This window comes from Bacillus sp. B2-WWTP-C-10-Post-4, from assembly GCF_009183805.1.
GTDB classification, from domain to species: domain Bacteria; phylum Bacillota; class Bacilli; order Bacillales; family Bacillaceae_G; genus Bacillus_A; species Bacillus_A cereus.
The window spans coordinates 34,884-47,585 of the sequence record NZ_WEII01000033.1 but is presented as its reverse complement, the minus strand read 5'-3'; the positions used below and the strand labels follow the sequence as shown (position 1 = coordinate 47,585).

The window sequence follows — 12,702 nt, the reverse complement described above, 5'->3', positions numbered from 1 at the left end:
GCTCTAACACGTGCATATAGTTTAGAAGAGATGGCTACCAAAATGAAAAAAGAAGTAGGAAAAGAGTTTGAGAAAAAGTATGGTATGGCTGTCTCTGAAATACAAATAGTCGCAGCAGAAAATATAGAAGAAGTAAAGTCAGCGAAAGATATTCAATCTGTTGTTGTGACGTTGAAAGAAAAAGAACGTAGTAAAAATGATGCAATCGAAACAGTAAAGCCAATTGAAATTAACACGAAAGAGCCTCCAAAAAAAGTGGAAGAAACGAATGGAGAAATGAAAGATTTCTTTTCAAGCAGGTGGCAACTAGAGGGTAAACAAATCCAAGTTCAAATGGAAGGGAGGACAGGTAGAGTAAATGGACAATAAAGATAAAAATTCGAAGTTCTCATTTTTTCGAAACTTATTGAATGGGGATCAAAAAGAAAGCAACGAGAAGGGTAAAAAGGTAACACCTAAGTTTTTACTTGTCCTACTCATACTTGGAATTTTGCTTATGTTTTCTAGTAGTCTCTTTTCAAGTAAAAAAGAAGAAGTACCTGTATTTAAAGAACAAAAAACTCAAAACCAAGAAAAAGACGTACCAACTTTCGGACAAAAAAGTAATGATAGTATGTCAAATGTAGAAAAATATGAAAAAGCGTATGAACAAGAATTAAAAACTGCTTTAGAAGAAATAGCAGGAGTAAAAGACGTAACGATTAAAGTGAATTTAGATTCATCTGAAGAAAAAATTTTAGAAAAAAATACAGTGAAACGCTCACAAACAACAGGTGAAACAGATAAAACAGGCGGTAAGAGAGAAGTAGAGGACGAGTCTCTTGATGAAAAGACTGTCATTATACGTGAAGGGGATAAAGAAACTCCTGTTGTTTTACGAACAGAGAAGCCGAAAGTACGTGGTGTTCTTGTCGTAGCAAAGGGAGTGGATAATATACAAGTTAAAGCAATGGTAAAAGAAGCTGTGATAAGGCTGCTAGATGTACCGGCCCATCGCGTTTCAGTTTCACCGAAAAATTGATAGGGAGGAAATAAAGTGTTAAAAAAACAAACAGTTTGGTTATTAACGATGTTAAGTTTAGTTGTTGTACTATCTGTGTATTACGTGACAACTCCTGACAAAATGAATACAGCATCGCCAGCAACAGGTGAAAAGATTGGACAAGAAAAACAAGGTACTGATAAAGCAGTAACAAACGAAGCGCCTAAAGAAACTCCGAAAAAAGAAAATACAAGCAAAGAAACAATAAATAAAGAAACAGACAAAAAAGAAAATGCAAAAAAAGAAACAAGTAAAAAAGAGGGCAATGTATCAGTTCAATCAAGTGATGAGAATTTCACAGCTTTACGTATGCAAATGGAAGATCAGCGTAGTGAACAAAAAGCAAAATTACAAGAAGTGATGAGTTCAACAAAAGCTTCAGCAACAGAAAAGAATAAAGCGAAAGAAAATTTTGATGCCATTACGACAATGGAAACGAAGCAAGAATTACTTGAGACAGTAATTAAATCTCAAGGAGGATATCCAGATGCTCTTGTAAGAGCTGATGGTACTGATATTAAAGTAACGGTTAAAGCGGCAAAACATTCACAGAAAGAAGCAAATAAAATTATTCAACTTGTAAGAAGTGAAGGCGGATCAAAAGATGTAGGTGTGAAATTTGATCCACCAGCGAAATAAGTGAAACCTTAATCCGTAGGGATTTCCCTACGGATTATTATCTTTTACTAAGCAAAGGGTATGCAAATAGTAAAATAGAGTATGTAAGTAAACGTGTGTATAGAAAAAAGCTATCATTTTCGATAGCTTTTTTCTATTTCGTCTTTGTAATTATTTTTACTATGTTCAACTCGGAATGGAGAAACACGTTGTGAGTAAAAGATTAATGGTTCATGGTACTGATGATTACTTTTTCCGGATTTGACGTGGATGCAAAGAACGCATGCCCAAACGATTACGGCAGGTAAAAAGAGAATGAGCCATATCATATTTCCACACCTCGACACAATATATTTTCTACACTTTGAACATACTATTCTTATATGAAGGAATGATGAATGGCGTGTAAACAAAAAAATAATATTTGGTAAAAATATGTTGTTGACTATAGATGTGGTGAAGAGTGGAGAGGGGATGGCATGTTTGCTGTGTAACGTTTTGAAAAAGTAGTGAATGTTTTTTAAGAAGTGGTCTTGCCAATTTCGTGTGAAACTTGGTATTATTACTAGGTATTAAATTTTTATTGGAATAATATTTTTACAGGAGTTTCGATTTATTATAAAGAAATATAAATTGGAATGTTTAAAAAATTTATCGTAAGATGGAAATAGTAAATATTTCTATTAGTTAATGAAATATATTTTCTAATAGAATACATCGTATTTTTACAGTCAATCTAGTTTTCGTGACGAGAATCTGTAAAAACGGGACAAACAAGAGTATGGGAGTGGATTTTACATGTTTAAAATTCAAGAAGTTCGCGAATTAATTAAATTAATTGATAGCTCTAATATTGATGAATTTGAATACAAAAAAGACGGTACAACAATCAAAATGAAAAAGCGTGGTAATGAAGTTGTTGCTGTGCAAGCACCTGCAGCAAAACAAGCTATGCAACCAGTAGCGCCTGTTGAAGTTGAAACGAAAGTAGCAGCAGCACAAGCAGAAGCGCCAAAACAAGAAGAGAAGAAGGCTGTTCAAAATGAAAACCTACATAAAATCACATCACCGATGGTAGGTACATTCTATTCTTCTTCTTCGCCTGATACACCTCCATATGTAAGTGTTGGGGATAGAGTATCGAAAGATTCTATCGTATGTATTGTCGAGGCTATGAAGTTATTTAACGAAATTGATGCTGATGTAGAGGGCGAAATTGTTGAAATTCTTGTTAATAACGGACAGCTTGTTGAGTATGGACAACCGCTATTTCTTGTAAAAGCGTAATAAGGGAGTCTTTGTGATGATAAAAAAAGTATTAATAGCCAATCGTGGGGAAATTGCTGTACGAATTATTCGTGCTTGTAAAGAAATGGATATTGAAACAGTTGCAATTTATTCAGAAGCAGATAAAGAGTCACTTCACGTACAGATTGCAGACGAGGCGTATTGTGTAGGACCAACGATTTCGAAAGAAAGCTATTTAAATTTGACAAACATTATTAGCGTTGCGAAGTTAACAGGCTGCGATGCTATTCATCCGGGATACGGATTTTTAGCAGAGAATGCAGATTTCGCAGAGTTATGCCGTGAATGTAACTTGATTTTTATCGGTCCAAGTCCAGAAGCTATTTCAAAGATGGGCACAAAAGACGTTGCTCGTGATACAATGAAAGAAGCAGGGGTTCCGATTGTACCAGGTTCACAAGGGATTATTAAAAATACCGAAGAAGCGATCGAGCTTGCTGATCAAATTGGATATCCAGTTATTATTAAAGCGACTGCAGGTGGCGGTGGAAAAGGTATTCGTGTTGCACGCCATGAAGAAGAGCTTATAAAAGGAATTCAAATTACACAGCAAGAAGCTAGTACCGCTTTTGGGAACCCTGGTGTATACTTAGAAAAGTACGTTGAAGATTTCCGCCATGTTGAGATTCAAATAATGGCAGATACACACGGAAATGCCATTCATTTAGGAGAGCGTGATTGTACAATTCAGCGCCGTTTGCAAAAACTATTAGAAGAAAGTCCATCACCTGCACTTGATGAAGATATTCGCAAGCAGATGGGTGAAGCGGCAGTTAAAGCGGCGGTAGCGGTTGATTATACAGGTGCTGGTACGGTTGAGTTTATTTATGAATATAAAACGAAAACCTTTTATTTCATGGAGATGAATACGAGAATTCAGGTTGAGCATCCGGTTACTGAAATGGTAACGGGAATGGACTTAATTAAAGAGCAAATTCTTGTTGCTTCAGGAGAAAAGTTATCGTTACAGCAAGAAGAAGTACAATTTAATGGTTGGGCAATTGAATGTCGAATTAATGCGGAAAACCCTGCCAAAAAATTTATGCCATCTCCAGGTAAAGTAGAAATGTACTTACCACCAGGAGGATTTGGTATTCGCGTCGATTCAGCTGTATATCCGGGATATTCAATCCCACCTTTCTATGATTCGATGGTTGCTAAATTAATTGTTCACGGAAAAACACGTGAAGAGGCAATTGCAAAAATGAAGCGCGCACTTAGTGAATTTGTCATTGAAGGCGTACATACAACAATCCCGTTCCATTTGCAATTGCTAGATCATCCTGATTTTGTAAAAGGTGAGTTTAATACGAAATTTTTGGAAGAGCATGAACTTGTGACGCAGTGATACATTAAAGGAGGTTTTTTTCATGGCTGAACATATGTTAGATATGGGTCAAGATACAACTCTTGGTAAAGTAGAAATTGCACCAGAAGTAATTGAAGTAATTGCAGGTATTGCAGCTGCTGAAGTAGAAGGTGTAGCGGCAATGCGCGGTAATTTTGCTACAGATGTTGTTGAGAAGTTAGGTAAGAAAAATCATGGTAAAGGTGTAAAGGTTGAATTAGCAAACGAAGATATTATCGTTGACCTTTATGTTGTAATGTATTTTGGTGTAGCAATTCCAGTTGTTGCACAAAAGATTCAAGACAATATTCGCCAAGCACTCTTTACAATGACAGGACTTGAGCCAAAAGAAGTGAATGTTCACATCGTTGGCGTAACATTCGAAACACAAAAAACAGAAATCGAACCAGTGTAAGAATGAAAAGGTGCCTAGTAACATAGGCATCTTTTTTATCGTTTCATTTCTTCACAAATTACAACCCTCTAATTATTATACTATTTCAAAAAATAAGAAATAAACAAGAAAATGTGTCGTTTTTCCAAAAAACGTACATTGTGATAAGATATGGAACTTGAAGTTAATCTTTTTATTATTTTTCAGCCTTGTAACCCGTGTGTGAAACGATAAATTGTGTTATTATCATTGTATTATAAGGTTGGAAAATCAATGAAAACTGTAAGAGTAAGTGAATTGACGGCTTATAAATTATAATAATATAACAAAGTATAAGGAAAGACTTGAAGCATAAAGGAGAGTTACAATGAAACGTAGGACGGCTAGAGAAAGAGCAATGCAAGCATTATACCAAATGGATATTACAGGTGAATTAGAACCGAAAGTAGCAGTGGAAAACACGCTGGATGAAGGCGAAGAAACAAATGAGTTTCTAGAGTCACTTGTAGTAGGTTTTGTAGAAAATAAAGAAGCAATCGATGAAGCGATTCGTCAAAACTTAAAAAAGTGGAAGCTTGAGCGTATTAGTATTGTTGATCGCAGTATTTTACGTGTAGCTGTGTATGAAATGAAGTACATGGAAGAAATTCCACACAACGTAACAATTAACGAAGCAATTGAAATTGCAAAAACATTTGGGGATGAGGAATCTCGTCGTTTTATTAACGGCGTTTTATCTAATATAAAAGATACACTGTAAATTCTTTAAGGGGGAATCTTAAAATGGTAGCAGTAATCATCAAAGGAAATGAAGTTGCGGAGAAAAAACGAGCACAATTAACAGAAGAAGTTGTGAAGTTGAAAGAGCAAGGTATTGTACCAGGATTAGCAGTTATTTTAGTTGGAGAAGATCCAGCATCTCGTTCTTATGTGAAAGGAAAAGAAAAAGGCTGTGAACAAGTAGGGATTTACTCAGAGCTAATTGAACTTCCTGAAACAATTACTGAGGAACGTTTGCTTGCTGAAATCGATCGCTTAAATGGAGATGACCGTATTAATGGCATATTAGTGCAATTACCTTTACCAAAACATATTGAAGAAAAAGCTATCATTGAAAGAATTTCACCAGAAAAGGATGTAGACGGATTTCACCCAATCAGCGTGGGACGTATGATGACGGGACAAGATACATTCCTTCCATGTACACCGCATGGTATTGTAGAATTAGTAAAAGAAACAAATCTTGATATTTCTGGAAAACATGTAGTAGTAATTGGAAGAAGTAATATTGTCGGTAAACCAGTGGGACAATTGTTTTTAAATGAAAATGCCACTGTAACATATTGTCATTCTAAGACGCAAAATATGAAAGAGTTATCGAAGTTAGCTGATATTTTAATCGTAGCTGTTGGACGACCTAAAATGATAACAGCGGATTATATTAAAGAAGGAGCGGTTGTAATTGACGTTGGTGTTAACCGTTTAGAAACAGGAAAACTTTGTGGTGATGTTGACTTTGACAATGTGTTAGATGTTGCGGGTTACATTACACCTGTGCCAAAGGGTGTTGGTCCAATGACAATCACAATGCTTCTTCATAATACTGTTGAATCTGCCAAACGTGCAGGTGTCGTTTGTAAATAATTTGAGTCGGCTATGAGGAGAGAGAAATGGAGAAGCAATATTTAACCGTTACAGCGTTAACACGCTATATAAAAACAAAAATAGAATATGATCCGCATTTGCAGTCTGTTTGGTTAAAAGGTGAAATTTCCAACTTTAAAAATCATAGCCGTGGCCACATGTATTTTACATTGAAAGATGAAAATGCAAGAATCGCAGCGGTTATGTTTGCGGGCCATAATCGTAATATTAAATTCAAACCTGAAAATGGGATGAAGGTACTCGTGAAAGGGAAAATCTCTGTTTACGAGGCGAGTGGTTCTTATCAAATTTATATTCAAGACATGCAGCCTGACGGAGTCGGGAATTTACATTTAGCGTACGAACAGTTAAAAGTTCGTTTAGAAGAAGAAGGACTTTTTTCTCAAGTTTATAAAAAAGCGATTCCTCCTTACGCTAAAACAATAGGTGTGATTACGTCGCCAACAGGAGCAGCGATTCGTGATATTATAACAACGATTAAACGTCGTTATCCAATTGGGAATGTTATTGTATTTCCGGTACTTGTACAAGGGGAGTCAGCGGCTCCCTCGATTGTACAAGCGATTCGTACAGCGAATGAAATGGGAGAGATAGATGTACTAATCGTTGGTCGTGGTGGAGGTTCTATTGAGGAATTATGGGCTTTCAATGAGGAAATGGTTGCAAGAGCAATCTTTAAGAGTGAAATTCCTATTATTTCGGCAGTAGGCCATGAAACGGATTTTACAATCGCAGATTTTGTTGCAGATTTACGCGCGCCAACACCGACTGCAGCAGCTGAGCTGGCAGCACCTAACATTATAGAGTTACAAGAAAAGGTATTACAAAGAACTCTGAGATTGCAAAGAGCAATGAGAGAGTTAGTACATAAAAAAGAAGAAAAACTACAAGTGTTGCAAAAATCGTATGCGTTCCGTTATCCAAGACAAGTATATGAGCAAAAGGAAGAGCAATTAGATAGAGCGCTAGAACAGCTTGTTTTAGCGAAAGAGCGCTATATTGATAAAAAGGTGAATCAGTTAAAGCAACTTTCATTTTATTTAGAGAAGCACCACCCATCTCAAAAAATTATGCAAACGAAGGTAGCTGTTGAAACGTTGCAAAAGCAATTACAACGTGAAATGCAAACGTTACTTCAAACGAAAGAATTTGCCTTTGTAAGAGCTGCTCAAAAACTTGAAGCGTTAAGTCCGCTTAAAGTAATGATGAGAGGGTACGGGCTTGTATATGATGAAGAGAAGCAAGTGTTAAAAAGTGTGAAAGATGTAAGCCTTGGAGATGCTGTTTCAGTTCAATTACAAGATGGAATACTAGATTGTAGCGTATCAGGCATAGAGGAGCGTGAATTGAATAATGGAAAATAAATTAAGCTTTGAAGAGGCAATTTCGCAACTTGAGCATCTTGTTTCTAAGCTAGAACAAGGTGACGTACCTTTAGAAGAAGCGATTTCTTATTTTAAAGAAGGTATGGAATTATCTAAGCTTTGTGATGAGAAGCTGAAGAATGTACAAGAACAAATGGCAGTTATTCTTGGGGAAGATGGAGAGCTTGAACCGTTTACTGCTTTAGGAGATGAAGCATAGTGACGATTGCTTTTGATACTTTTTTGAAAGAAAGTAAAACTTTCGTAGAAGAAAAACTTGTAAGCTATGCAAATGAATTACAATGTCCAAATGTACTTCGTGAAGCGATGGCATATTCTTTGGAAGCGGGTGGAAAACGTCTCCGCCCGTTACTTTTGTTTGCAACATTACAAGCGTTTGGGAAAGAAAGAAATCTTGGAGTAGGTGCAGCTTGTGCTCTTGAAATGATTCATACATATTCATTAGTTCATGATGATTTACCTTGTATGGATGATGATGATTTAAGAAGAGGAAAGCCCACAAATCACAAAGTATTTGGTGAAGCGATGGCAGTTTTAGCAGGAGATGGCTTATTGACGTATGCTTTTCAAGTTATTATGGCATATGAGCAAAAAGAAATTTCTGCCGAAAAAAAAGTAAGACTTGTACTTGAACTTGCAAAAGCAGCAGGACCAGAAGGAATGGTTGGCGGACAAGTGGCAGATATGGAAGCTGAAGGGAAACGCCTTACGATTGATGAATTGGAGTACATCCATAAACATAAGACCGGAAAACTGCTTGAATTTGCTGTACTTGCGGGTGCGATACTTTCTGATGCGACAGAAGAGCAAGAAGAAAAGTTGCTTACGTTTGCCAAATATATCGGTCTAGCTTTCCAAATTCGAGATGATATTTTAGATGTCGAAGGAACTGAAGAAGAGATTGGAAAACCGATTGGTAGCGATCTTTCTAATGAAAAGAGCACATATACAACGTTGTTTACTGTAGATAGAGCAAAAGATATTTTAGAAGAAACAATTGCAGAAGCAAAAGGTGCGATTAGTTCCTTGCAATTACAAGATGAATATTTACTATCTATTTGTGATTTGATTGCAAAACGTAATAACTAATATAACAGCGTTTTCATTTGTTGAGTCATTCATCATTTTATGATATAAATGTAGGAAAAGGTTTTTCTTTTCTTGTTATTGGCAAAAATATATGTAGATTACATTGCCGTTATCACTTCGTGTTAGCGGCTATTTTTTTCATCGCCTAAAGAAATATGGTTTATAATAGGATTAGGGCGCAATAGACTGGTTAATAGCGGGACAAGACGAAAAATAGAAAAGAGAATTTCTTGTTTTGTGTAAATGTTTTTTATAATATTTGACATGTTGACAGATTATGAAATGAAAGTGAGTGATCCATGTGGATCTAACGCAAATTCAAAACCCTAGTTTTTTGAAAGATATGTCTATCAGTGAACTAGAGGGATTGAGTGAGGATATTCGTAAGTTTTTAATTGAAGAGCTCTCTCAAACAGGTGGACATATTGCACCTAATTTAGGTGTAGTAGAACTCACAATTGCTCTGCACAAATTATTTGATAGCCCGCAAGATAAATTTTTATGGGATGTAGGACATCAATCCTATGTACATAAAATTTTAACTGGACGTGCGAAAGAGTTTGGTACATTAAGGCAATATCAAGGTCTATGTGGTTTCCCGAAACGTTGCGAGAGTGAGCACGATGTATGGGAAACTGGTCATAGCTCGACTTCGTTATCGGCTGCAATGGGAATGGCTCTGGCACGTGATTTAAAGAAAACGAAAGAATATGTTATACCAATTATTGGAGATGGTGCTTTAACAGGCGGAATGGCTTTAGAGGCATTGAACCATATTGGACATGAAAAAACAGACATGATTGTTATTTTGAATGATAATGAAATGTCAATTGCACCAAACGTTGGTGCGCTTCATAATGTGCTCGGTCGTTTACGTACCGCAGGAAAATATCACTGGGTAAAAGATGAATTAGAGTATATATTAAAGAAAATCCCAGCAGTTGGCGGGAAAGTGGCTGCGACAGCAGAGAAAATAAAAGATAGTCTTAAATATTTACTAGTATCTGGTGTCTTTTTCGAAGAGTTAGGCTTTACATATTTAGGTCCAGTCGATGGGCATGATTATGAAAAGTTATTCGAAACGTTGCAATATGCAAAGAAAACAAAAGGCCCAGTGCTTGTTCACGTTATTACGAAAAAAGGAAAAGGTTATAAACCGGCTGAGAGTGACGTTATTGGAACTTGGCATGGAACAGGACCTTATAAAATTGAATCAGGTGACTTCGTTAAGCCGAAAGAAGTTGCACCAGCATGGAGTGCTGTTGTTAGTGAAACAGTACTTAAGCTAGCGAGAGCGGATGAGCGTATCGTAGCAATTACACCTGCAATGCCTGTTGGATCAAAACTTGAGAAATTCCAAAAAGAATTCCCAGATCGTATGATTGATGTAGGTATTGCAGAACAGCATGCTACAACAATGGCAGCAGGTATGGCAACGCAAGGAATGAAGCCATTCTTAGCGATTTATTCAACATTTTTACAAAGAGCATATGACCAAGTTGTTCATGATATATGCCGCCAAAATTTAAATGTTTTCATCGGAATAGATCGCTCGGGATTAGTAGGAGCAGATGGTGAAACGCATCAAGGCGTATTTGATATCTCATTCTTACGTCACTTGCCGAATATGGTGCTTATGATGCCGAAAGATGAAAATGAAGGGCAACATTTAGTTTATACGGCGATGCAATATGAAGATGGACCAATCGCATTGCGTTATGCTCGCGGTAATGGACTTGGCGTTCATATGGATAAAGAATTAAAGGCGATTCCAATCGGTACGTGGGAGACGTTAAAAGAGGGTACACAAGCAGCTATTTTAACGTTTGGTACGACAATACCAATGGCAATGGAAGCAGCTGAGCGTCTTGAAAAAGCTGGGGTTTCAGTGAAAGTAGTGAATGCTCGCTTTATTAAACCAATGGATGAAGCATATTTACATGATCTTCTAGGAAAGAATATACCGATTTTAACGATTGAAGAAGCTTGTTTAATCGGTGGTTTTGGAACAGGAGTAGTTGAATTTGCATCTGAAAATGGTTACCATAGTGCATTAGTTGAACGAATGGGTATTCCAGACCGCTTCATAGAGCACGGAAGTGTAACAAAATTATTAGAAGAAATTGGTTTAACGACAGATGCTGTTGTAGACCGTATTCATACAATGATTCCATCAAAACAAAAAAGGGCGTAACAAATGAGCGTAAAAAAAGAAAGAGTAGATGTACTATTAGTAGAGCGAGGACTTATAGAAACGCGTGAGAAAGCAAAGCGCGCCATTATGGCCGGACTCGTATATGCAAATGAGATGAGACTTGATAAGCCAGGAGAGAAAATCTCGCAAGATACTGAGATTACGGTGAAGGGACAAGTTATGCCGTATGTAAGTCGTGGTGGTTATAAACTTGAAAAGGCATTAGAGACATTTCATCTTGATTTACAAGATAAAGTTATGATAGATATTGGTTCATCAACTGGTGGCTTTACAGATTGCGCGCTTCAAAATGGAGCGAAATTATCTTATGCATTAGATGTAGGATACAATCAACTAGCGTGGAAATTACGTCAAGATGAGCGTGTTGTTGTAATGGAACGAACAAACTTCCGTTACGTGACACCAGCAGACTTAGAACGTGGTTTACCTCAATTTGCAAGTATTGATGTTTCATTTATATCATTAAAGCTTATACTGCCAGTTTTAAAAACAATGCTTATGCCTAACGGAGATGTAGCAGCGTTAATTAAACCGCAGTTTGAAGCTGGAAGAGAGCAAGTTGGGAAAAAAGGTATCGTTCGTGATAGAAAAGTACATGAAGCTGTTGTAGAAATGATTGTCGAGTTTGCTTTAAAAGAAGGCTATGATGTGGAAGGTTTAACATTCTCACCAATTACGGGTGGGGATGGTAATATTGAATTTTTAATTCATCTGAAATGGCATGGTGAACGTGAGAATGGCGAAAATCATTCTCCGATTTCTATAGAGCAAGTTGTTACAGAAGCGCATGACGTTCTAAAACAAAAAGGGAAAGGGGAATAACATATGTTGTTCCTCTTTTTGCTGTAATTGTATAATGATTGTAAAAACAATTGTGTACAAGAAACGAATTATAAGTTAACATAAATAAGTGAAGTATACCAATGTTTAAACTATGGTAAGAGATAGTGTGAGGTGCAAATGTATGAATAAAGGTCAGCGCCATATTAAAATCAGGGAAATTATTGCAAACAAAGAAATTGAAACACAAGATGAATTAGTTGATATTTTACGTAATGAGGGATTTAATGTAACGCAAGCAACAGTATCGCGTGATATTAAAGAACTGCACTTAGTGAAGGTGCCATTACATGATGGGCGCTATAAATATAGCTTGCCAGCAGATCAACGATTTAACCCGTTACAAAAATTAAAACGAAATCTAGTGGATTCATTTGTAAAATTAGACACGGCAGGACATATGCTTGTGCTAAAAACATTGCCTGGTAACGCTCATTCACTTGGAGCACTTATTGATCATTTAGAGTGGGATGAGATCATCGGAACCATCTGTGGTGATGATACTTGCTTAATTATTTGCCGTACACCTGACGATACAGGTGTTGTCTCTGATCGTTTCTTAAATATGTTGTAACAAAAAATCTTGTTTGCTTTCCATCGTAAAGTGGAAAGTGAACAAGATATTTTTATTGGTTAAAAATATGAATTTTCAATTGTAATATAATATTTTGTTTGCATAAAGTTAAAAAATAGATGGATTGACCCGTAAAACAAATGTTTGGTACAATGAAGCGGGTTAGAAGAGTATATACATACAAATATATAGCATGATTATTTGAATGAAGAACTGAGAAAATC

Annotated in this window: 15 protein-coding genes; 14 read left to right on the top strand and 1 reads right to left on the bottom strand. The window is 36.4% G+C overall.

The annotated features are described in order from the left end of the window. The 3 genes from GBN78_RS15070 to GBN78_RS15060 all read left to right on the top strand — a co-directional run. Positions 1 to 369 (top strand): stage III sporulation protein AF (locus GBN78_RS15070; protein WP_193224739.1); only part of this gene is annotated, 369 nt, incomplete at its 5' end. Continuing rightward, positions 359 to 1,021: a stage III sporulation protein AG gene (gene spoIIIAG, locus GBN78_RS15065; RefSeq protein WP_000368890.1), complete on the top strand. Its 663-nt coding sequence runs from the start codon at positions 359 to 361 to the stop codon at positions 1,019 to 1,021. The genes GBN78_RS15070 and spoIIIAG, both read left to right, overlap by 11 nt. Positions 1,022 to 1,036: 15 nt before the next feature. After that, the gene (locus GBN78_RS15060) at positions 1,037 to 1,681 is read left to right on the top strand and encodes a SpoIIIAH-like family protein (protein ID WP_152127493.1); all 645 of its coding nucleotides are present in this window, start codon (positions 1,037 to 1,039) and stop codon (positions 1,679 to 1,681) included. Positions 1,682 to 1,794: 113 nt separating this feature from the next. Here the strand turns inward: GBN78_RS15060 and GBN78_RS15055 are convergent, their stop codons facing one another. Continuing rightward, positions 1,795 to 1,989: a hypothetical protein gene (locus tag GBN78_RS15055; protein WP_002000935.1), complete on the bottom strand. Its 195-nt coding sequence runs from the start codon at positions 1,987 to 1,989 to the stop codon at positions 1,795 to 1,797. A gap of 469 nt (positions 1,990 to 2,458) precedes the next feature. Here GBN78_RS15055 and accB point away from each other — a divergent pair, with 469 nt between their 5' ends. The 11 genes from accB to argR all read left to right on the top strand — a co-directional run bounded on the left by accB (position 2,459) and on the right by argR (position 12,478). Continuing rightward, entirely contained in the window at positions 2,459 to 2,947 is a 489-nt protein-coding gene (gene accB, locus GBN78_RS15050) for an acetyl-CoA carboxylase biotin carboxyl carrier protein (protein WP_000472859.1), read from the top strand. A gap of 16 nt (positions 2,948 to 2,963) precedes the next feature. Continuing rightward, entirely contained in the window at positions 2,964 to 4,316 is a 1,353-nt protein-coding gene (gene accC / locus GBN78_RS15045) for an acetyl-CoA carboxylase biotin carboxylase subunit (protein ID WP_061138960.1), read from the top strand. A gap of 22 nt (positions 4,317 to 4,338) precedes the next feature. Next, positions 4,339 to 4,731 (top strand): Asp23/Gls24 family envelope stress response protein, encoded by a 393-nt coding sequence (locus tag GBN78_RS15040; protein WP_000807630.1) that lies wholly within the window; start codon positions 4,339 to 4,341, stop codon positions 4,729 to 4,731. A gap of 346 nt (positions 4,732 to 5,077) precedes the next feature. Continuing rightward, positions 5,078 to 5,470, top strand: a complete 393-nt coding sequence (nusB, locus tag GBN78_RS15035; RefSeq protein WP_000830247.1) for a N utilization substance protein NusB — start codon at positions 5,078 to 5,080, stop codon at positions 5,468 to 5,470. Positions 5,471 to 5,493: 23 nt separating this feature from the next. After that, on the top strand, positions 5,494 to 6,354 hold the full coding sequence (folD, locus tag GBN78_RS15030; RefSeq protein ID WP_000226732.1) for a bifunctional methylenetetrahydrofolate dehydrogenase/methenyltetrahydrofolate cyclohydrolase FolD: 861 nt from the start codon (positions 5,494 to 5,496) through the stop codon (positions 6,352 to 6,354). A 26-nt stretch (positions 6,355 to 6,380) separates the two neighbouring features. Beyond that, on the top strand, positions 6,381 to 7,739 hold the full coding sequence (xseA, locus tag GBN78_RS15025) for an exodeoxyribonuclease VII large subunit (protein WP_000415249.1): 1,359 nt from the start codon (positions 6,381 to 6,383) through the stop codon (positions 7,737 to 7,739). Next, positions 7,729 to 7,959 carry an exodeoxyribonuclease VII small subunit gene (gene xseB, locus GBN78_RS15020; protein ID WP_000428423.1) on the top strand — a complete coding sequence of 77 codons (231 nt, stop codon included), beginning with the start codon at positions 7,729 to 7,731 and terminating at the stop codon, positions 7,957 to 7,959. Before xseA ends, xseB begins: the two co-directional genes overlap by 11 nt. Then, a complete protein-coding gene (ispA, locus tag GBN78_RS15015; protein ID WP_000150374.1) occupies positions 7,959 to 8,849 on the top strand; it encodes a (2E,6E)-farnesyl diphosphate synthase in 891 nt (296 codons plus the stop codon). The genes xseB and ispA overlap by 1 nt, the downstream gene beginning before the upstream one ends. A gap of 301 nt (positions 8,850 to 9,150) precedes the next feature. After that, positions 9,151 to 11,043 (top strand): 1-deoxy-D-xylulose-5-phosphate synthase, encoded by a 1,893-nt coding sequence (dxs, locus tag GBN78_RS15010; RefSeq protein ID WP_000366454.1) that lies wholly within the window; start codon positions 9,151 to 9,153, stop codon positions 11,041 to 11,043. Positions 11,044 to 11,046: 3 nt separating this feature from the next. Beyond that, complete coding sequence (locus tag GBN78_RS15005; protein WP_000111874.1) at positions 11,047 to 11,886, top strand: TlyA family RNA methyltransferase; 840 nt, start codon at positions 11,047 to 11,049, stop codon at positions 11,884 to 11,886. 142 nt (positions 11,887 to 12,028) lie between these two features. Then, positions 12,029 to 12,478, top strand: a complete 450-nt coding sequence (argR, locus tag GBN78_RS15000; protein WP_001032580.1) for an arginine repressor ArgR — start codon at positions 12,029 to 12,031, stop codon at positions 12,476 to 12,478. The last annotated feature ends 224 nt before the right edge of the window (positions 12,479 to 12,702 follow it).

Bases quoted from the DNA above. Each gene is read 5' to 3' on its own strand.
- GBN78_RS15040 (WP_000807630.1), top strand. From the start codon at position 4,339: ATGGCTGAACATATGTTAGATATGGGTCAAGATACAACTCTTGGTAAA.
- accC (WP_061138960.1), top strand. From the start codon at position 2,964: ATGATAAAAAAAGTATTAATAGCCAATCGTGGGGAAATTGCTGTACGA.
- folD (WP_000226732.1), top strand. From the start codon at position 5,494: ATGGTAGCAGTAATCATCAAAGGAAATGAAGTTGCGGAGAAAAAACGA.
- xseB (WP_000428423.1), top strand. From the start codon at position 7,729: ATGGAAAATAAATTAAGCTTTGAAGAGGCAATTTCGCAACTTGAGCAT.
- GBN78_RS15055 (WP_002000935.1), bottom strand. From the start codon at position 1,989: ATGATATGGCTCATTCTCTTTTTACCTGCCGTAATCGTTTGGGCATGC.
- accB (WP_000472859.1), top strand. From the start codon at position 2,459: ATGTTTAAAATTCAAGAAGTTCGCGAATTAATTAAATTAATTGATAGC.
- GBN78_RS15005 (WP_000111874.1), top strand. From the start codon at position 11,047: ATGAGCGTAAAAAAAGAAAGAGTAGATGTACTATTAGTAGAGCGAGGA.
- xseA (WP_000415249.1), top strand. From the start codon at position 6,381: ATGGAGAAGCAATATTTAACCGTTACAGCGTTAACACGCTATATAAAA.
- spoIIIAG (WP_000368890.1), top strand. From the start codon at position 359: ATGGACAATAAAGATAAAAATTCGAAGTTCTCATTTTTTCGAAACTTA.
- nusB (WP_000830247.1), top strand. From the start codon at position 5,078: ATGAAACGTAGGACGGCTAGAGAAAGAGCAATGCAAGCATTATACCAA.
- argR (WP_001032580.1), top strand. From the start codon at position 12,029: ATGAATAAAGGTCAGCGCCATATTAAAATCAGGGAAATTATTGCAAAC.